We start from the raw sequence: 20,999 nt of genomic DNA, 5'->3' as shown, positions 1-20,999 counted from the left end.
CCTGCTACCCCAGCTAATTTTTATTCAGCAACTCCGGCAATTTTCGCAAATACCATTCTCCCTGCTGGGGTTTGCAATACGCTGGTGACGGTAACATCAACTTTCTGATTGATATACTCTTTTCCGCTATCTATTACGACCATCGTCCCGTCGTCTAGATATCCAACCCCCTGATTATATTCTTTTCCTTCACGAAGCACAAATACTTTCAATTCTTCACCTGGGAGCACAACCGGCTTTAACGCATTCGCTAATTCATTGATATTCAATACCGTTATACCTTGCAATTCAGCCACTTTATTCAGATTATAATCATTCGTTATGATACTCGCTTGCATCGATTTAGCTAGTTCGACGAGTTTATGGTCAACCTCGTTGATGGTCGGAAAATCCTGTTCTACAATTTCAACTTGCAAATCGCCTTTCTGCAAACGGTTCAGGATATCCAACCCGCGCCGACCACGTTTCCGTTTCATCGGATCCGGAGAATCGGCGATATATTGGAGTTCTTTTAACACGAACCGTGGAATGATAAATTTACCTTCCATAAACTTTGTCGCCGCGATGTCAGCAATTCGGCCATCAATAATCGTGCTGGTATCAAGAATTTTTTTATTTAGCTCCCCGCTCGGTCGGGTTACCACAATACCCGCATCTTCCCAGCTGATATGTTCCGCTTTTTTAATTCCCAGGGCGAACCCGAGATAACCTAGCCCAAGATTTAATAAAATTTGAAGTAATGGAGATATAAATCGGTCGGTAATAAATGATGATAATGCGTATGCTAATAAATTTGCGGAAATAAGCCCAGCTAATAAACCGAATACTCCTACCGTAAGCTGTTTGATTCGCGCACGGCGTAATAAATATTCTAATCCGATAATAATCGCCACGAACCCTATTGCTCCTACGGTAGAGATAATAGCATAATATAAATTATGATAATATTGATATACAAGATAAAATACTGCACTTGTACTTCCTACAAGAAATAATATTCGAACAACCCATAAGAACATCTCAATCACCTCCTTTCTTAAGATTTAACGTAGAGAAGTTATATCTTACGACTGCATCAATGCAACCTCTAACGCTTCCGCAACCGTTTGAACCCCATACACCGTAAATTCGGATATTAAATTCAACCCCGAAAGATTGCTTTGAGCCATAACCGCTCCGGTAAACCCGAGATGGATAGCTTCTTGAATCCGTTTATCAATAAAATTAACTGAACGCACTTCACCGGATAACCCCACTTCACCGATCGCAACTAAATTCGCGCAAACTGGCCGGTTACGGAAACTCGATGCTAATGCTAAAATGATTCCTAAATCTACGGCCGGTTCTTCAATCTTAACCCCACCAGCAACGTTAACAAAAACATCATTGCCGGCTAAATTTAAACCTATCCGCTTTTCCAATACTGCAATTAAAAGGCTAACACGGCGTACATCTACTCCGGTCGCCATCCGGCGTGGAATACCAAATCCCGATCCTGGACTGGTTAACGCCTGAATCTCTACCAGAATCGGGCGAGTGCCTTCCATACTCGGAACCACAACTGAACCGCTAGCGTGCTTTGGTCGTTCGGACAAAAGTATCTCCGAAGGATTGGTTACTTCAATCAATCCTTTCTCTCGCATTTCAAATATCCCGAGTTCATTAGTTGATCCGAAGCGGTTTTTAACTGAACGAAGTATCCGGTGCCGATGGAACCGTTCACCTTCAAGATATAGAACTGTATCTACCAAATGTTCAAGGGTTCTTGGTCCCGCAAGAGAACCATCTTTTGTCACATGCCCGACCAGAATAATAGCTATTCCTGTTCCTTTTGCCAAATACATCAACTGCGTTGCACATTCCCGAACTTGACTAACACTTCCTGGAGCAGAAGCGAGTTCAGAATTATAGATAGTTTGAATTGAATCGACAATAACCAATTTCGGGTTAATCTGCTGAATCTGAGAACAAATTTTATCTAAATTTGTCTGCGATAATACGACAAGATTTGATGAAATCGAGCCTAATCGGTCAGCGCGTAACTTGATTTGGTTAACCGACTCCTCTGCAGATACATAAAGTACTACTCCATAACGTTCAGCAATCGCATTTCCGCATTGCAGTAATAGCGTTGATTTTCCAATGCCGGGTTCTCCGCCCAGTAATACTAATGAACCCAATACAAACCCACCGCCGAGAACACGGTCAACTTCATTAATGTTAGTCTCCAATCGCTCCTGTGGTTCCTGCAAAATCTCATTCAACCGAACCGGAACCTGTTCAGCTTCTATTTCAGCAAAACGCTGGCTAACCCGCGATTCAGTTTTTACAGAAAACGGTTCGAATTCTTCAACCAACGAATTCCAGGCATCGCAATGCGGGCATTTTCCAACCCACTTTAAACTTTCTCCGCCACATTGCTGACAGACAAATTTGGTTCGTATCTTACCCATACCTGTTACAAACCCCAGCATACCTAAAACATTGATACACCATTACTGGATAGCTTTCTCCATGCAGCAGTCGTCTAGTACCTAATTTTTACTCCAGCATTCGATTTTACATCTCGCGTTATGTCCTGGGCACCAAACACGAGATACCAATATGAAAAAAGATGTAATTCACTATCGAAATCCAATCGCGGTTCTTCTTCAGTTACCCCAACCGTTTTGAAACCAAGTTTCAGATTATCGCTAAAAGCGCGATAATCTAGTCCGACTGCCGCTTCCGATTCCAATACGCCGAGTTTAACATCCCAGTTATTTAATGATTTCGCAAACAATAAATTCACTTTCGGGTCGTGTCCGATATCGCTGACGCCGCCGAGATAATATTTTCCTTTACTAGGATTAAATCGGATATCAATATCATTTCGCCATCGGTCTAGCTTATCATAATAGCGCAGGTCATATTCAAAATTAATGTTGGTAAAGAAATCACCGGTTTTCCCAGCGACATCTTTTATGGCGTCCGCTGCTTGTTTAACTGACCCGAGCGTAGAAGAAGTATGTTCGTAAAGGTTCGGGTCATTAATGAGCTTCCCGATAGTACCTTGACCAGATTCGATTTTTTCTGTCATCGCATTGATTTTTTCCATTGCCTTTTTAAAATCATCTGAAGCAGACCGGAAATTTTTTATCGTTGCATTCAGTTCCGGTTGATTTTCCGCCAGGAGCGAACTCATGTGCTGCGTGATTTTATCTAAATTTTCTATAATCCGGTCAATGTTCTTATGGATAGTATCCGCAGTTGCGGAAAAATCACTTACTGTCGATTTGATTTCTGCTCGGTTTTCCTTAATAATGGCATCAACGTCGCTAACAACCAGTTTCATTTGTTCAGTCAATGTTTTGAGGTTTGTAGCGAAGGTTTCTAAATCTCCCTGCCTACGAGCGAGAATCCCATCGATTTTTGCGGAAATCGAATCGAGCCGAGTTATAAAGTTGGTAATCGAATGTTTGGTTTCTTCTTTCGTTACCACTTCAGAAATCGCTTGAATGGTTTTCGCTAAATCTTCACTAATTTGTTTACTTGCAGCTAAAATATCTTCCATCTGTAACGGATTCTGTCCATTAATGCTATCACCGTCGGCAAGAAGTGGAGATCCCGGTGAGCCGGCATAAATCTCAACATATTTTTCACCCATCAGCCCCATTGTGGCAATAAACGCTCGTGCATCACGATGGATCTGAGCGGTTTTTGCGAGTCGGAGTTCGACTTCAATCGCAGGTTTATGTTCCGGAACAATCCGGATATCTTTGACGATACCAACTTTGACTCCTCCAAGTCGAACTGGAGCACCACGTTCAATCCCGCTAACGAAATCGAAGTATAATTTTATCGTATAGGTTTTTCCAAACCAGGTAAATTTACCAATCATCAATGTCCCGATAACAAGAATCCCAACAGCGATAATCGTTAATATCCCCACTTTAGTTTCCGCACTTAACTTTGCCATAGATTATTCCTCCCGATATAATATGGTTCGCAATATATCGTTACGTATACGTAGTAGCGGTAGTAACTACGTATCGGGTTTAACTTTGGCTTAATCCGCAATGAACGTCAATTCTACCTGATACGATAACCCTCCTTCACTCTAGCTGTTTTCGAAAAAGATGTCATTGAGTATATAAGTATATATAAATTTTACCTGAGACTAGTTATTCTCAATATACGTCTTTATGATATTTCGTACAATCGGTTCTTTTTTTAACGCTGCGGTTGCCTCCGCTACGCTAAATCGTCCCGTCGCTAATAGCATTGCCGTCGGAACAATTTTTTCTTTACCAGTAGCAGCATTAATATGGGCGGATATCGGCGCAGTTTTCTGCGATTCGGTCAGACGATTGGTTCCATAAATCGCTTTTAACATACATTCCATTGCGTTCCGTTTACTCACCTTCATGATATCAGAGATAATATTCATCGTCCGATAATATAATTTATTGTTGCTTATTTTCAAATCAATCATTCGATTCTGATAGATTTTACCAGCAAGAATATGGCCGCCAGTAGTTATGGCGTTCAGAATTAGTTTCATAGCAAATTCCGAAAACGCTTGGTGTCCATCAGCGGTTAACGATGAGCAAGAAAGTCGTGGGGTAACCAGGGTGTCTACTCCTGCAATCTGTTTATCCGTTCCATTTATAATGATTGCTCCAGTATAGGCATTATGTGCCTGGCTTTTTTTCAGTAGGGTAACAAACCGGTTAGGTATCTTCGTTTCGCCGAGATAGAGAACCGTATCATGTCGTGTTAACTTCGGTAATTTATGTGTAATAAATTCTTCAATTCCAATTCGATACTGCGGACCTACCGCACTTAAATCATTTCCGGTTTCGAGTAACCCGTACCAACCGTGATCAATGAATCCACGCACATCATCGAACTCTGCGCCAAACGTTGGTGGACATTCCGACGCGTCAATAATTCCCAGGATAGCATATGGTGCCAATCCAAGATAATAGATGTGTCCCTTATTACGTAGCGTATATCCAGCACGATGCACCAATGCGGATATTGCGTCTAGCTCACGATAGGTTTCTGTTCGCGTGATTTCATATTGCTGAAGCAGAGATTGAATTTTAGATTTCACAGTTGGAATTTGAGTTTTGGAATAGGGTATTTTATCTAATATTCCACTTTTTTCAAACGCTAAAGTAAAAATCAGTTCTAAAATAATTTTGGTTGCCGAACCGCTTTTCATTCTCGTTGACCCGGTTATCGGTTCCGGTCCGATAATGGGATTGAGAATTAAACAGTTCTTTTTCCGATGAATAGAATGGACGACATCGAGAAAGGTTTTATCCCAGTTTTCAATTGGAACATTTCGTGCTGCTTCTGTCGGATTGAATCCGAGCAGAACGCTGAAAATATTTTTACGGTTGGCAGTATAATTCAACTGTCCGGCGATGTAGGGCGCTGAAAACCCGCAGGTGACTCCGAAGTATGCTACAAGTTCAGCATCTGAAATAATCGAGGTTAAATCGGTTACCGCCTGGTTCGGGTCATCTTCAGCTCCTTCCTGCGCTTGAATTAACGCTTTATCCCCGCCAGCAATTAGATAATTGAATATCGGCGGATGACCGGATTGTTTGAGTATCCGATTAAACGTTCGTGAGATAAACATCGCTAATCGACCGCTGGTTCCCGCTCCGGAAATAACAATCGCTTTCTTTCTTTTTGCTTTTACTACGGGAACAATTCTATCAACTGCTACTTCAATTCTATTCAGGATCTCCGTATCGTTTAATCCAGGATAAATTGAATATCCATTAAAAATCTGACTATCGGTTTGTCGAAAAAGCCGAACAATACCTGTCGGGTCAGCGATATCGATATTGCTCGTTAATTCATTAGGTGTTTCAGTTATTGGCAGTTCCATGGTTAAAGGTCATTTGTTGGATTTAACATAACATTCTATTTTACTTTATTTTTTGAGATTTAGCTACTTATCCTGCTTAAGTTGACGAGACTAACTATCTTTCGCTACGATATTTAGCTAATACTGAAAAGATAACACTATGGATATTGGAGATTTTTTGTTATCTTTACATAAATTCTGGTGAGACAAGGAGTAAAGTGTAACAAACGATTATGATCCAAGCTGTGATTTTCGATATGGACGGTATTATTATTGATAGCGAACCGTTACAAATGATTGCAATTAATCAGGTTATGGCTCAATGGAATATCCAATTGTCAGAGATAGAATTCCAGAAAATGATAGGTCGGAAATTAGCGGATGATTTTTCTGAAATACAACGGCAATATCATATTCCGGTAGATTATGCTACGTTTGCCCAGCAGAAAAGAGCAGCATATCATTCGATTTTAGCGAAAAATCTAGTTGAAATGCCTGGATTATCGCCATTATTAGAACGATTATTAGCCGCAAAGTTTCGATTAGCCGTCGCATCGAGTTCAGTTCGAACAGATGTTGATATGGTCTTAACCGGGTTAAATATCAAGGACAAATTTGAAGTTATCGCTAGTGGAGATGAGGTTAAAGAAGGAAAACCCAATCCAGCATTGTTTCTCCTAGCTGCGAGTCGATTGAATCTTCCGCCATCGAATTGTGTAGCAATAGAAGATAGTAACCCTGGACTTCGCGCCGCGAAAGATGCAGGGATGAAATGTATCATTGTTCCGCATCAACATACACGAAACCAGGATTTTTCGCGAGCGGATATCATAGTTGATTCGCTAGATGCGATTTCCATAGAATTAATTCAAACCTTATAGCAGCAGGTCAAAGATGTATGCTGAAATTTATTGTTCAGCATTTGGCAATATATTTTTCTTGAATGAACCTTTGCGACATTGAGAAACAATGGTAAATTTTTGTTTTTTTGGATTTTGTGATATTATTAAATTTTAAGTATATCAGGCGATTAACCCGCAGATGGCGGTGATTAGGTGTTTCCGTAAACGTTAAGAAGATTTTTATAATCATTATTATTTATGAAAGTTACGATTCAATGGCTGAAAGAATATGTTGATTTTTCCTTAACCCCGGAACAATTAGCGGAACAGCTAACCGACGCAGGGATTGAAGTGGTTTCAGTAACCTCGAATCCGTATGACTCCGACGATTTTGTTCTTGAGTTAGAAATCACAGCGAATCGACCGGATTTGTTAAGTGTTATTGGGGTCGCTCGCGAGATTAGCGCGTTAACTGGTAGTCCATTGAAAGAACCAGAAATAAAAATTATTGAAAGTGATCCGCCGGTAGAAACTTTAGCAACGGTAACTATCTTGGCTCCCGAGCTTTGTCCGAGATATAGCGCTCGAGTTATCACCGGTGTTAAAATCGGTCCATCACCGGATTGGCTCGTGAAACGGCTTACAGCGGTTGGAGTTCGAACGATTAATAATGTCGTTGATGTAACCAACTATGTTCTTATGGAATATGGTCATCCGATGCATGCGTTCGACTTAAATTGTTTAGACGGACATAACATAGTCGTTCGCACTCCCTACCCTGGTGAAACATTAAAAACCCTTGACGAACAGGAACGATTGATAACTCCGGAGATGTTGGTTATCGCAGATGGGAAGAAACCGGTAGCGTTAGCTGGAATTATGGGCGGAGCGAATTCGCAGGTGGTTAACTCTACCACCGATATATTACTTGAATCAGCATATTTCAATCCAGTTTCAACGCGGAAAACCGCTTCTGCATTAGGATTGAAAACAGAAGCATCGTATCGGTTCGAACGCGGAGCTGATCCGGAAGGAACCATTCCAGCAGTGAATCGGGGAATCCAGCTAATTCAAAAGTTAGCTGGGGGGCGAATCGCCCGAGGAATTATTGATGTTTATCCGAAACCAATCGTATCTCCTACAAGTATTACTTTACGCGTTTCGCGAACCAACCATATTCTAGGTACTAAATTAGAATTAGATGCAATTCAAGATATTCTCGTTCGATTACAGCTTTCGCCAACAATTATTGATGTGGATACGTTGCAGGTGAGAATCCCAAGTTTCCGCAGAGATATATCCCGAGAAATAGATTTAATTGAAGAAATCGCTCGGATTTATGGTTATAATCGTATCCCGACAACTACTCCTGTGATCCATATTATGCCGTATACCGATACTTACCATCGGAAAACGGAACGGGTTATTCGGAACCAGATGATATCCGCTGGATTCTATGAAGCGGTTAACCATTCCCTAGTTGACCCTATTGAATGGCAAAAACTCGGTTGGGATTCGACCGCTGCCATCTCGTTAAAAAATCCGATGAGCGTTGAACAATCAATCGTTCGAACATCGCTTCTCCCGAGTTTACTGCGCAACCTTGCAGATAACATCAAACAAGGGGCAAATGAAGTTGCGTTATTTGAGTTAAATTATGTCTATGAAGAAGATACGAATCCTCCGCAAACGAATGTTCCAATTAAGAAATCCAATCCTTACCGTCAGATAACCAACCTTGCAGCAGTACTGTATCGTAAACTGAGCGGACAAAGTTGGAATGAACCATTCACCTATCCAGATTTTTATTATTTGAAAGGCGTAATCGAATCGGTATTAGAAGCATTAGAGATAGATAGTACCAGGTTGAATTATCATGCTATTCAGCGAACGTTTCTCCATTCAACACGCGCCGCTGAGATTAAAGTCGGGAAGCAAAGCATCGGTTTAATTGGACAACTAGCAAATTCTATCGCTGGGAAACTGGATATTAAAAAAGAGACGTTTTTGTTTGAACTTAATCTGGATGCAATATATAATTTACCGAAAAGACAGCGGCAATATCAGCCATTACCGAAATATCCGGCAGTAATTCGAGATGTTTCGTTATTGGTTCCCAATTCCGTTAGTTCAATCCAAATCACATCGTTAATTCAATCAGTGGTTAAAGAAAATATTGCCGGGATTGAACTGTTTGACGTATATTCCGGAGATAAAATTCCGGCTGGGTTTCGGTCATTATCATATCGGATAACCTATCGTGCAGATGACCGCACGTTATCCGATGAAGAAGTGAACCAGCTCAACCAGCAAGTACTCCAAACATTAATAGAAACATTAGAAATCAAAATAAGATAACGTGATAACGTCGGAACGAAAGAACGGAGAAAAGAAAGAATCGTGAGTAGTACACGATTGCTGTTCGAGTGTTCTTTCGTTCTTTAGTTCATCCGTCAAGAAAATATGGATTCAACTGAACTCGCTGCGCTCGAAGAGAAAATCCAGGCGATGTTAGCGCTGATAAAAAAACTCCGTAGTGAACGTGATAAATTAGCGGAAGAAAATAAAGAATTGCAGAAACAGATTACCACGCTAGAAAAACAAGCTAAGGAAACCGCAAAATCGCAAGAGTTAGAACTGGCGAAACTCGAAGAAGAATATAATAATCTTGTCGCAGAACGGAAAGAAATCAAATCACGGATAGAATCGTTGCTCAACGTTCTGGATAAATTTTCATTAGAAATCGAATAAACCGAAACGAATCGCGCGAATATATCGAATTTTCAGTTCTTTCGATATCATTCGTGATATTCGAAATTCTGGTATGTTAGAAGATTTCGTGCCATTGGTTGTTCAAATCGCCGGGCAGGAATATACGCTCCGAGTTCCGCCGAGTAAAATCGACCAAGCGAAACAACTGGTTCAGTTTGTTAACCAGCGAATGCATGATATCTCCCAGAAATCAGGGACAGTAACCACATCTCGAGTTGCGGTTCTCACCGCGTTAGCAATAGCAGATGAACTATTCAGTCTTCGTGAGAGAATAGAGGGGACACCGGCTGAACCAGAGAAACCGGCGCATAAACCTACTCTTCCCAAACCAACTAAAGAAATCAAAGAAACAAAAGAACCAAAAGAGGTTATTACCGAGATTAAAGATAAGAAAGAATCTTCTCCGGAAATTCAAAAGAAAGTTGCGTTACTCCACAGTTTGATTGACGAAGAGCTAAGTAAAAGCTAATCCTTAAATCTAAATCTTACCACGAACACCAAAACATCCAGTACAATTATTTGATAATTGATAATGCGACATTATATTTTCTCTCGGTGCCATAGAGTCTTAGTGGGTTACTTCGTTCCAAACAACCGGTCACCAGCATCACCAAGTCCGGGGAGAATATAACCCTTTTCATTCAGCCGTTCATCAACTGCTGCGGTATAAACCGTTACTTCCGGATGGGTTTTTTCAAATGCGGATAACGCTTCCGGCGATGCGATGATACACATCGCTTTCAACGATTTCGGGCGTAACTCTTTAATCAAATCGCAGGCGGCAATAAGCGACCCGCCAGTCGCAAACATCGGGTCAACAATAAACACGTCCCGTTCCTGGATATCTTTCGGCATTTTGTTATAATATACTACCGGCTGGAGTGTTTCGTGGTCGCGATATATCCCTAGATGTCCTACTTTCGCCATGGGGATAAGCCGCAGGATACCATCAACCATTCCGAGTCCTGCACGGAGAATCGGAATAATCGCTGGCATTTTCCCAGCGAGAATTCTCCCTTTTGCGAACATATTCAATGGGGTTTCTACTTCAACAGGTATCGTTTCCATCTCCCGGGTCGCTTCATACGCTAGCAGATTGCTAACTTCATCGACTAATTCTCGAAAATCTTTCGACCCGGTATTTTTATCTCGCATATTCGTTAGTTTATGCTGAATTAAAGGATGGTCTATAATCTTGATTGCCATAGTTTTTATTCCCCCAGTACCATTAATTAAATTGATTCACATGTTTACTTAAGTCAAATACCAGATTCCATAGGAATTGTTTTGATATTTTTAATCCGCTGGAGCAGATTGACTTTTAACATGTTTTATATCATTCTTCTGTTGACCTCATTGCAAATGAGATATGTTCTCTAGCCATATAGATAAAACCAAGGATGGTTATCGGGAACCACCATAACGCATGAACTAAAATCGCATAACTTAATGCACCCGTTGAATCGAGCGCAAATAACGCTGCACTTCTCGCGAAAAAATATTCAAAGGTACCGATTGCGCCTGGAGATGAAGGAATGATCATCCCGAGATTGGATACTGCTAAAATAATCGGTCCAGCATGATAAGGAACCGCAAGTTGCATCCCATACCCGATGAGGAGATACATTACCGCTTCAATCAACCAGGATACGATTGATAATCCGAGAACAATACTTGCTACCGTTCCGCTTTTAAGAACAGTTAATCCATCGAGAAATGCGCTTGACCATTGCTGGCATTTGCTCCCAAGCCGAGCCGGAAGAAACCGGCTTACCCCATGGAACATAGGCTCGGCGAAATCCCGTTTCCATATCATTAGGATGAAAAAGAATAATATCGTTAGAAGTATAATGGTTACCATCCAGATGATCGTTTGTTCTTGTGGGGTGAATAGCGGATGCGATTGCAGCGCTAAAAGTCCAACCACTAAAAAGATAATCATTGATAAGCCATCAAAAATTCGTTCGACGACAATAGTTGCCAACGCCGCCGATTTACTTATATTTTCTTTTCTCCCCAGGATGTATGCGCGATAGACATCTCCCATTCGCAACGGGAAAATGTTATTTGCCATATATCCGATAATGAGCACCGGGAATAACCGGGTATTGGGGATTAGTTTAATTGGGTCAACCAGAAACTTCCAGCGATACGCTCGAATCCACAGTCCGATAAGATAAATTACCACAGCTCCAATGATATACCATACTTGAACCGTACGAAATGCGCCGAACATCTGCTGGAGGTTAACCTTATTAAATGCGAGATATAAAAATATCACGCTGATAATGATTCCGAGCCAAAATCGCCAGGTACGCATAATTTAAAAAATTTCTATTACCGCAAAGTTCGCTCCGTAATTATATCTACATATCCTCCTTAAACCTGAATGGTCATTAAGTCTGATGCTATTTGTACGTCACCTGAATATTCTTGTTTGCATCGATCTAGAATCGGATACCGGTCGCAGACCGAATAGAGATGAGTTAATACCAGACGTTTAACATTAGCTAGGTTAGCAAGTTTACCAGCTAAACTTGGACACAGATGCGTATCCACAGCGTATTCTTCAGGAAGAGAACATTCCAGAATAAGCGCATCCGCATTCTGCGCTAATGTAATGATATTATCGCAATATCCGGTATCTCCGGAATAAACCAGCACTTTATGATTGTATTCAAGCCGATATCCAACCGCTGGAAGTTCTCCATGTGCCATCGGTTTCGTCCGAATGATGAAATTTGGGAACCGCAACCGGCTACTTGCCACCTGATGGAGTAATATTTCATACGATTTCGGTTCAAGTTGCGGAAATGATTTAACCAGCTGTTTGATAAACTTGCGGAATCCTTTCGGCCCAACGATATGCAACGGTTTCACCCGCGGATTCTGGGGTAAACAGTTCGTGGCAAATAAAAAAGTTATTAAGTCGGTGGTATGGTCAGCATGAATATGCGAATAACATAAATAATCTACCTGACGATAGTCTAACCCCATCTGAGCCATTTTCTGAATTGTTCCGCTTCCACTGTCGAATAGTATAATCTGTCCATCAAGTAATCGAATCGCTATTCCCGAATGACCTCGATTCGGATTCGGTTCACAAGTACCTGAACCCAATATAAATATTTCCATAATATATTCTCCCTAATATTCTAAATACTGCAATATATAGTACAATATTAATGGTTTAACCAAGTATGCTACGGTAAAATCGGTTATACCGTCAAGTAAATTACATAAATTTTATGCATAAAACCGTTCGGAGTTCGTCAAGGAAAACAACTTGTCGCAAGCGTAGCTAAGCGATTGATTTTATTGCTAGTTTTCCTACATTTGCTCTTGACAACAGCTATATGGTTACGTTAAAGTTTATTTTTAATCTGATTATCTTCAATAAATGTATAAACAAAGAAAAATAAGTTAAGCTAGGAAAATTTTCACTATTTGGACTCTACCACTTTTGGGTTCTATATGGTAACTGAATACCAAGCGAAATTAGATATCGTTGAAATCGGTCGACGAATGTATAGTAAAGGATTTGTTGCTTCAAATGATGGCAATATTAGCATTCGGATATCGGAGAAAGAAATCCTAGCGACACCGAGTGGTTTATCGAAAGGGTTTTTAACCCCTGACCAGCTTATCAAATGCGATATGCTAGGTAATAAAATCGCTGGTGACCCGAATTTGAAACCATCTTCAGAAATCAAAATGCATTGCGCTGTATATATGGAACGACCGGATATAACTGCGGTTGTTCATGCGCATCCACCGGTAGCTACCGGATTTGCGGTAGCCGGCATTCCGCTCGAAAAATGCGTTCTTCCGGAGATAATCCTGACTATCGGAAGTATACCGCTCGCACAATATGGCACTCCATCAACTGAAGAAGTGCCGAACTCAATTCGCGATTTGATTAAACAATGCGATGCGGTTTTGCTTGCGAACCACGGTGCGTTAACTGTTGGAAAAGATGTTTATAACGCATATTATAAAATGGAATCATTAGAGCATTTTGCGAAAATCAGTCTTGCGGCGCGACAACTTGGCGGAGAAAAAGTTTTAACCGCACCGCAAGTAGAAAAATTAATGGCGGTTCGACAGCAGATGGGAATAACCGGTCCGGTTCTAACGTGTAAAGGAGCGGAATGTGCAGAATGCGGTATCTGCGATACCGAAGAGATGCAGGAAAGGTTACGGCAGAAACAGCAGCAGTTATGGCACCAGGCGAAATCGGTTACCACGGAAACCAACCAAACAGATGCGAATGATTTAATAGCTAAAATAACGGAAGAAGTCGTTCGACGCATAGTAATATCGAAATAAAAAATTGACCGCAAAGCTCGCTAGATTTTATAAAGTTTGCAAAGTTCAGTTCAGCTGTTTTTTACACACATAGCGTGAACTATACAATAACCGCTAAGCGAAGATAACTATTAACGATAGTTTAATGGAGGAAGACCATGGCACTCCAAGCGCTAGGCATGATTGAAACGATCGGTTTAGTTGGGAGTTTAGAAGCTGCGGATGCCGCAGTTAAAGCAGCGTTGGTAACCATACAAGAAATATCTTTTCCCGGGGCGGGATTAGCGACGGTTAAAATTGTTGGTGAAGTGAGTGCGGTAAAATCTGCGGTTGAAGCTGGAGTTGTTGCTGCGCAAAAAGTCGGGAAAGTGGTTGGTGCGCATGTTATTCCACGACCGGATGACCAGATTGAACCGTTAATCAATTCGGTTCCGGTAGTCAGTCAGGAAACCGGAGCGCCGGATGTTCTCCAACCGAAATCAGAAAAACCGAAAAAATAGAATCGAATTATCCGAATTATATAGCGCGAATTGCGCGCAAACAGATGTCAGTCGGTATATATTCGCTAATATTTGATTTATTCGAAATTATATAAAGGAGGGGAGAAATACCATGGTCGGTGAAGCGTTAGGACTTATTGAAACGAAAGGAAACGTCGCTTCAATCGAAGCGGCAGATGCGATGGTTAAAGCTGCGAACGTTACCCTGATTGGAAAAGAAAAAATCGGGGGCGGGTATGTAACCGTTATGGTTCGTGGTGATGTCGGTGCGGTGAAAGCCGCAACTGATGCTGGAGCTGCGGCAGCGAAACGCGTCGGGGAACTGGTGAGCGTGCATGTTATCCCGCGACCGCATCAGGAACTGGATAAAATTCTACCGAGCGGAAAGTAAACATAAAAACTGATTACACAGATTGAGAATGAAACCACCGATTTTAGAGCGGTGGAATCGATTTCTTTTAATCTGTGTAATCAGTGTTTTCTATGGAATGGGAGACGCTGGTTAATATTATCAGCCAGCGCGTCATTGCGGAATTGCAGAAAGCCGGTATCACCGTTGCTCCGGAAGAACCGTCTGTCCAGCCGATAGCTGTTAGTCGTGTTGTGAAAGAGCCGTTACGAATTCCAATTGGAGTTTCCGTTCGGCATATCCATATTAGCCGGGAACATTTGGATATCCTTTACGGTTCAGGTTATACGCTCACGAAACGGAACGAGTTATCCCAGCCGGGACAGTTTGCCGCTAAAGAAGTGGTTACGCTAGTCGGACCGAAATTACGGGCGTTACCTGAGGTTCGTATCCTTGGTCCGGAACGTGACCAGACACAGGTTGAACTCGCGCGAACGGATGCGATTCCGTTAGGAATCGACCCGCCGGTCGCTGAATCGGTCAAAGTTAAAGGCGGTGCTGCGGTAACTATTATCGGGCCGAAAGGGTCGGTTCATATCAATGCGGTGATCCGGTCAATTCGGCATATCCATATGCATCCGGATGACGCGAAACGGTTTGGAGTTAAAGACCGGGACGTAGTTCGAGTTCGAATCCCGGGCGAAACCGGAGTTGTATTTGATAACGTGCTCATTCGGGTTAGTCCGAATTTCCGGCTTGAACTCCATCTTGATACTGATGATGCCAACGCTGCCGGCGTCCATTGTAATTCCGTAGCTGAAATCATAAAATAAACCACAGCGCGAACAGAGAATTTCTCTGCGAACTCTGCGGTTAAGTTTTCTCTAATGGAATTCGATTCTACGCAAATCGCTAAAATCGTTCGGGAAGAAATAGAAAAATATCTTTCCAGCCGGCCGATGAATATACCGGAAAATATCCCGAACCCAGGTGGTCGGAATATCCTAGTTATTTTCACTGGGTCTGATGTCGGACTCGTTCCGGCAATTGACCAAATCAAACAACTCCAGCAGCAGAAAAAATATACATTTACCTTTCTATTAAGTCACGCCGCACAAAAAATTATCGGCACCGATAAACTTCTTCCCATAACCACCGGATATCAGGTTTTAACCGATATTCCGGCTGAGAACGTTTTATCGTTTATTCAGGAGCAAGAGCTTGTTTTGGTAGCTACTTTAAGTCGGACTACCGCAATTAAACTCGCTTCCACGATAACTGATACCTTAGTTACGGATTTATTATATACCGCATTAGTTAATAAAAAACCGATTATCGCAGCGCGGAACGGCGCTGACCCGATGCTGGCTAACTGCCCGCGTTGCGGAACACCGGAAATGGCTCCGGCAATCATCCAATCGATTCATACCGAATTAGATAAATTAATCCAATATGGTATCCGATTGGTTCCGGTAGACGATCTCGCTGAAGAGACAGTTTCTATACTAGAATCAATCCCACGGAAAGGACCGGAGAAAAAAATCATAACTGAATACGATATCAAATCCGCAGCGAGTAGCGGTGATAAAAAAATTAGGGTTCGCAAAGGAAGTATCGTTACACCGCTCGCTCGCGATACCGCAAAAGAATTAAATATCGAATTAGAATGGATTTAACAGATACTATCAATTCGTCCCGTTAGCCCCAGCTCAGATTACTAGTCAATTTTTAGTTCTGGTAGCAACAAGATGACCATAGCCCAGCGCAGAAGCGCTGGATACGATAAGACAACAATAAAGACGCTCCGATAGGAGCGAGTGAAAAGGTAACCTATTATGGCTATTAGCGAACAAGAACTTAACCGAATTGTTAACCAGGTCTTAAAAAATATCCAGCAGGAAAAAATCGTTTCTGCAGTTCAAGGAACCGGAAGCGATGTCGCAACTCGCCCGCTGCAAAAAGACGGCGTTTTTGCAGATATAGATTCTGCAGTTGAAGCTGCGGCAAGAGCGCAGAAACAGCTTATCAAACTCGGGTTCGAGAAACGGAAAGAAATCATTGCTGCGATGCGCAAATGCGCGCTCGATAATGCGTTATCGCTAGCTGAACTAGCGGTTGCGGAAACAAAAATGGGTCGTGTTGCGGATAAAAAGATAAAAAATGTTCTGGTTGCGACTAAAACTCCCGGTGTAGAAGATTTACCGTTACTCTCGCGAAGCGGCGATGAAACTACGGAATTTTCGCTCTATTCACCGATAGGCGTTATTGCAGCGATAACTCCGGTAACCAATCCGACCGCGACCGTTATCAATAACGGGATTAGCATGATTGCTGCAGGAAATGCGGTGGTATTCAATCCGCATCCGAGCGCTAAAAATTGTACCATTGAAACGATGCAGCGGTTGAACCGCGCGATAGTCGCTGCTGGCGGTCCGGAGAATCTAATGACTTCCGTTGCGGACCCGACGTTACGCACTTCTGCAGAATTAATGAAACATCCGAAAGTGAATATGATTGCGGCAACGGGCGGCGGTGGTGTGGTTCGTGCAGCGATGACCGCTGGGAAAAAAGTTATCGCCGCCGGTCCGGGGAATCCGCCGGTTATCGTTGACGAAACTGCGGATATCGCATCGGCAGCGAAATATATCGTTCAAGGGAGTTCGTTTGATAATAACATGCCGTGCGTCTGCGAAAAAGAGCTGATTGTTATCCGAACCGTTGCGGATAAACTAATTGATGAAATGCAGAAAAACGGTGCATATTTACTTCAGCCAAGTGAATTGAATAGGTTAGCTTGGGTAGTATTGAATCCGGATAATACCCTGAACAAAAACTGGGTTGGGAAAGATGCGAAACTGATACTTGCGCAACTCGGGATAACTGTTAGTGATGAGATTATCCTAATAATAGTTGAAACGAACAAAGACCATCCGTTTGTGCAGGAAGAATTGATGATGCCGATACTACCGATAGTTCGCGTTACCGATTTCGATGAAGCAGTCAGAGTTGCGGTTGAAGTTGAACATGGGTTCCGGCATACCGCATTAATTCATTCGAAGAATATCGACCGGATAACCGCGTTTGCGAAAGCTATCCAATGCACGTTATTCGCTGCGAATACGCATTGCGGGTCAACGCTCGGTTATGAAGCTGATGGACCGACTTCGTTCACGATTGCCGGACCAACTGGGGAAGGACCGACTACCGCCCGGCATTTTACTCGTGCCCGACGGTTAGTGCTTAGAAAGAGTCTAGAAATAAGTTAAGATTCTGCAAATTATTATGAATTCAGGAAGTATTATAAACAATCTTTTCTGGTTCTAGAACATATAAAGGCTATAAAATAAAAATCAGATGTAATTTTTGTAATCTGATAAATTAAGGATTTAAGAGAAATCAATAGGAGGATAATTTATATGGCGAATCTCGATCGATTAATTGATCAAGCGTACTCAGACTTAAAAAATATTCATGGTGGAGTGAAAAATGATTATTTTGGTTTAGTATACCTTGAACATGAATTTGATTTGAAAAGAGAAGAAGCTATTAATCAAATAGCTTTTGGTGGAAATGATTATGGTATCGATGGATTTCATTTTGATAAGAATAAGCGTAATTTATATCTATTTCAATTTAAATATTCTAATTCATATCATTTATTTAAAGATTCTCTTCAAAGATTGATCGATAAGGGTATGGAACGTATTTTTTCATCACCTAATGTTGATGTTGAGAAAAATCAGATAATTCTTCAGCTTAGAAGTTGTATGGTTGATAATAGAGCAATTATTGAACAAGTTTGTTTCCGATTTGTGTTTACTGGAGATCCCCAAGAAGCAAAACTGAGTGAAGTCTTGGATAAACTTCGAGAAGATCTAGAAAATAAGAAATACTTGATCGATCAATTTTTCAGTGGAAGACAGGTTAATATGGTAGTAGAATTTAGATCTGTAACAGGTAAAGTGGGGACAGTTAAAGACATAACAAGAACATATACTTATAAGACACCTTTAAAAGATATACTTTCTCGTGTTGGACCAAAAGATGAAAAGATGTACTTCAGTTTTGTACGACTTGTTGATTTATTGGATATGTATAGAGAAATGGGACAACGCTTTTTTGAAAGAAATATTAGATACGGTCTTGGAAGTAGTAAGGCTGTAAATCGTGCAATTTCTAAAGCTCTAAAACATATAGTATTAGATAATATAGAACGCCCTGAAGTTTTTACTTTTAATCATAATGGAATTACTCTCTATGCTGAAAAAGTAGAATATAAAGATGAACATTGTCATATAACTGCTCCTCGACTTCTTAACGGAGCTCAAACCATAACCACTTTTAGAGAGTTTATTGACAATAATAAAGATAATAAGCGTTTGGAAGAGAACAGAGAGATTTTAAATAAACTTTTTGTACCGTGTAAAATAATAACACAAGCAGATCAAGAATTTGTAACATCAGTAACTATAAATAATAATCGTCAAAATCCTATAGAACCATGGAATCTACATGCAAACGATTTAATACAACTTGAACTGCAAGACAGATTTAGAGATGAATTAGGAATCTATTACGAACGGCAAGAAGCCGCATTTCAAAATCTTAGTCCCGAAGAAATGGAAGAGGAAGGAATTACAGAAGAAGTTAGAGCTATTCAATTAGTAAAACTTGCTCAAACATTCTTGGTAAGTGATGGAAATATTGCAGCTTTATCTAATATGCGTAGAATATTTGAAGATGACAGGGCTTACAATCAGGTTTTCAATCAAGGTCGTTTGCGTTCAGATGTTCGTTTAATAGTACTTTGTTATAAAATACAATTCCGTTTGCATAGGTTGCTAAGAGAAATTGAAGAGAGAGGACCAAATAAGTATTGGTTTATTTATCGCGCCAGAAATCTCTTGTGGGCATTACTCTGTCAGGGATTATTAAATAGTCCTGATATTAATTCTCTGGCTGAAAATTATGGTAAGGATATGAGTATGTCAGCACAATATACTGATTACTTAGCAAACCTTGCTTCTACTCGTTGTAGACCGATTATTTCAAGTGTAGTAGAGGATAAATTTTATGCGGATAAAGTTGCAGAAGGAAATTATAGTTTCTTGCGTGCTAATAAGGCTTATGAACGCAGCATGAATTTTGCATATAGTCGTTGGAGATGGGTTCAAAAATATTTGAAGTAAACGTATTATTTGTGGCTTGCCTTAACTGTAATAAATTGACTTATACCAAGTTCAGGGTAATTAATGATGTGATATAAATCATAGACTAAGTATTCCAAATAAGATTAAAATTTGGGTAATTTGCTTATTTAATTGAAGTTATTCTATCAAGTTGAATTTTTGTCTGTTGTACAAAAAATTCAAGAGACAGGAAGACCAATTTTATAATGCTATAGTTGAAATTTGTTATATTAGCGTTTAATCAAGTTTTCTGGAGGTATCGCTTATGAAAATCCTGATAGTTTTCTATTCGATGTATGGGCATACCTATCGGATGGCGGAAGCGGTTGCTGAAGGGGCGAAAGAAGTCCCAGGAACGGAAGTAGTCTTGCGTCGGGTACCGGAAACTTTACCACCGGCAGTTCTGCAGATGATGGGTGCGGTAGATGCGCAGAAATCGTTCGCGCATGTTCCGATATGTACGGTTGATGAACTCGAGACTGCGGATGCGATTATTTTCGGGACTCCGACGCGATTCGGGAATATCTGCGGGCAGATGCGGCAGTTTCTCGATGCAACCGGTCAACTCTGGGCGAAAGGCGCATTGATCGGGAAAGTCGGCAGTATTTTCGTTAGTGCCGCAACACAACATGGCGGGCAGGAAGCAACTATCTTAAGTTTCATCATCACGCTGTTACATCATGGAATGGTAGTTGTTGGTCTACCGTATAGTTTTCAAGGGCAGATGCGTAATGATGAAATTACCGGTTGCTCACCGTACGGCGCATCAACGATTGCCGGCACAAAGGGTGAACGGTTCCCGAGTGAGAACGAGCTTGCTGGCGCGCGGTTCCAAGGGAAACATGTGGCAACAATCGCTGCGAAACTAGCGAAATAGTGTTTAACGCGGAGTCACACTTCTGTTGACCCGCGATGTAAACCGGGCAATTTTAAGCAAGGTTATCAATGTCTGTTAAGCAGAAATATATTAGGTTAACAGGCTGATAGTCTTCGTTACCATTTGTTTAATCTACGGAGAGGAACAAGAGCGGGTTAAAGCCGCTCTTGTTCTTGTTCCTCTCCGTAATCAGAACAATACGCAATTTTTTGGATATAACATTATCTCTCTTTCGAATTTTGACTATACCTAAAGCGGATTCTGGACTAAAATCTGATTTTCATAATAAATCTTGT

18 protein-coding genes and 1 pseudogene are annotated in these 20,999 nt (G+C 41.2%); 12 read left to right on the top strand and 7 right to left on the bottom strand.

Going from position 1 to position 20,999, the window contains the following annotated elements:
* Positions 1-20: 20 nt before the first annotated feature.
* From N3A72_00825 to N3A72_00810, 4 genes and pseudogenes are all read right to left on the bottom strand, one after another.
* Positions 21-821, bottom strand: a pseudogene (locus N3A72_00825) (TRAM domain-containing protein).
* A gap of 243 nt (positions 822-1,064) precedes the next feature.
* Positions 1,065-2,453: a DNA repair protein RadA gene (gene radA / locus N3A72_00820; GenBank protein MCX7918153.1), complete on the bottom strand. Its 1,389-nt coding sequence runs from the start codon at positions 2,451-2,453 to the stop codon at positions 1,065-1,067.
* A gap of 74 nt (positions 2,454-2,527) precedes the next feature.
* Positions 2,528-3,958 (bottom strand): MCE family protein, encoded by a 1,431-nt coding sequence (locus tag N3A72_00815; protein MCX7918152.1) that lies wholly within the window; start codon positions 3,956-3,958, stop codon positions 2,528-2,530.
* 201 nt (positions 3,959-4,159) lie between these two features.
* Positions 4,160-5,887, bottom strand: coding sequence for a hypothetical protein (locus N3A72_00810; GenBank protein ID MCX7918151.1), 1,728 nt, complete (start codon positions 5,885-5,887; stop codon positions 4,160-4,162).
* A 212-nt stretch (positions 5,888-6,099) separates the two neighbouring features.
* On the opposite strand from N3A72_00810, the gene N3A72_00805 reads away from it, so the two are divergent.
* The 4 genes from N3A72_00805 to N3A72_00790 all read left to right on the top strand — a co-directional run bounded on the left by N3A72_00805 (position 6,100) and on the right by N3A72_00790 (position 9,949).
* Positions 6,100-6,747, top strand: coding sequence for an HAD family phosphatase (locus N3A72_00805; protein MCX7918150.1), 648 nt, complete (start codon positions 6,100-6,102; stop codon positions 6,745-6,747).
* A 219-nt stretch (positions 6,748-6,966) separates the two neighbouring features.
* Positions 6,967-9,066, top strand: a complete 2,100-nt coding sequence (gene pheT, locus N3A72_00800) for a phenylalanine--tRNA ligase subunit beta (GenBank protein MCX7918149.1) — start codon at positions 6,967-6,969, stop codon at positions 9,064-9,066.
* 105 nt (positions 9,067-9,171) lie between these two features.
* A complete protein-coding gene (zapB, locus tag N3A72_00795; GenBank protein ID MCX7918148.1) occupies positions 9,172-9,459 on the top strand; it encodes a cell division protein ZapB in 288 nt (95 codons plus the stop codon).
* Between the two features lie 73 nt (positions 9,460-9,532).
* Positions 9,533-9,949, top strand: a complete 417-nt coding sequence (locus N3A72_00790) for a cell division protein ZapA (GenBank protein ID MCX7918147.1) — start codon at positions 9,533-9,535, stop codon at positions 9,947-9,949.
* A 107-nt stretch (positions 9,950-10,056) separates the two neighbouring features.
* Here the strand turns inward: N3A72_00790 and upp are convergent, their stop codons facing one another.
* The 3 genes from upp to N3A72_00775 form a co-directional block, all read right to left on the bottom strand.
* A complete protein-coding gene (gene upp, locus N3A72_00785) occupies positions 10,057-10,686 on the bottom strand; it encodes a uracil phosphoribosyltransferase (protein MCX7918146.1) in 630 nt (209 codons plus the stop codon).
* A 130-nt stretch (positions 10,687-10,816) separates the two neighbouring features.
* Positions 10,817-11,800 carry a flippase-like domain-containing protein gene (locus N3A72_00780; GenBank protein ID MCX7918145.1) on the bottom strand — a complete coding sequence of 328 codons (984 nt, stop codon included), beginning with the start codon at positions 11,798-11,800 and terminating at the stop codon, positions 10,817-10,819.
* 59 nt (positions 11,801-11,859) lie between these two features.
* Positions 11,860-12,615, bottom strand: coding sequence for an MBL fold metallo-hydrolase (locus tag N3A72_00775; GenBank protein MCX7918144.1), 756 nt, complete (start codon positions 12,613-12,615; stop codon positions 11,860-11,862).
* Between the two features lie 339 nt (positions 12,616-12,954).
* Here N3A72_00775 and N3A72_00770 point away from each other — a divergent pair, with 339 nt between their 5' ends.
* The 8 genes from N3A72_00770 to wrbA all read left to right on the top strand — a co-directional run bounded on the left by N3A72_00770 (position 12,955) and on the right by wrbA (position 20,703).
* Positions 12,955-13,809 (top strand): class II aldolase/adducin family protein, encoded by an 855-nt coding sequence (locus tag N3A72_00770; protein MCX7918143.1) that lies wholly within the window; start codon positions 12,955-12,957, stop codon positions 13,807-13,809.
* A gap of 137 nt (positions 13,810-13,946) precedes the next feature.
* Positions 13,947-14,288, top strand: coding sequence for a BMC domain-containing protein (locus N3A72_00765; GenBank protein ID MCX7918142.1), 342 nt, complete (start codon positions 13,947-13,949; stop codon positions 14,286-14,288).
* A 112-nt stretch (positions 14,289-14,400) separates the two neighbouring features.
* Positions 14,401-14,679 carry an ethanolamine utilization microcompartment protein EutM gene (gene eutM / locus N3A72_00760; protein MCX7918141.1) on the top strand — a complete coding sequence of 93 codons (279 nt, stop codon included), beginning with the start codon at positions 14,401-14,403 and terminating at the stop codon, positions 14,677-14,679.
* Between the two features lie 92 nt (positions 14,680-14,771).
* Positions 14,772-15,470 carry a phosphate propanoyltransferase gene (gene pduL, locus N3A72_00755; GenBank protein MCX7918140.1) on the top strand — a complete coding sequence of 233 codons (699 nt, stop codon included), beginning with the start codon at positions 14,772-14,774 and terminating at the stop codon, positions 15,468-15,470.
* Positions 15,471-15,524: 54 nt separating this feature from the next.
* Positions 15,525-16,313: a hypothetical protein gene (locus tag N3A72_00750; protein MCX7918139.1), complete on the top strand. Its 789-nt coding sequence runs from the start codon at positions 15,525-15,527 to the stop codon at positions 16,311-16,313.
* A gap of 159 nt (positions 16,314-16,472) precedes the next feature.
* A complete protein-coding gene (locus tag N3A72_00745) occupies positions 16,473-17,903 on the top strand; it encodes an aldehyde dehydrogenase EutE (protein ID MCX7918138.1) in 1,431 nt (476 codons plus the stop codon).
* A gap of 150 nt (positions 17,904-18,053) precedes the next feature.
* Complete coding sequence (locus N3A72_00740) at positions 18,054-19,826, top strand: AIPR family protein (GenBank protein ID MCX7918137.1); 1,773 nt, start codon at positions 18,054-18,056, stop codon at positions 19,824-19,826.
* Between the two features lie 265 nt (positions 19,827-20,091).
* On the top strand, positions 20,092-20,703 hold the full coding sequence (gene wrbA / locus N3A72_00735) for an NAD(P)H:quinone oxidoreductase (GenBank protein ID MCX7918136.1): 612 nt from the start codon (positions 20,092-20,094) through the stop codon (positions 20,701-20,703).
* Positions 20,704-20,999: the final 296 nt, after the last annotated feature.

It is taken from the genome of bacterium (assembly GCA_026416715.1).
In the GTDB taxonomy this organism is placed as follows: Bacteria; UBP4; UBA4092; order JAOAEQ01; family JAOAEQ01; genus JAOAEQ01.
The sequence above is the reverse complement of the archived record's forward strand: the minus strand, read 5'-3'. Positions and strand labels throughout refer to the sequence as shown.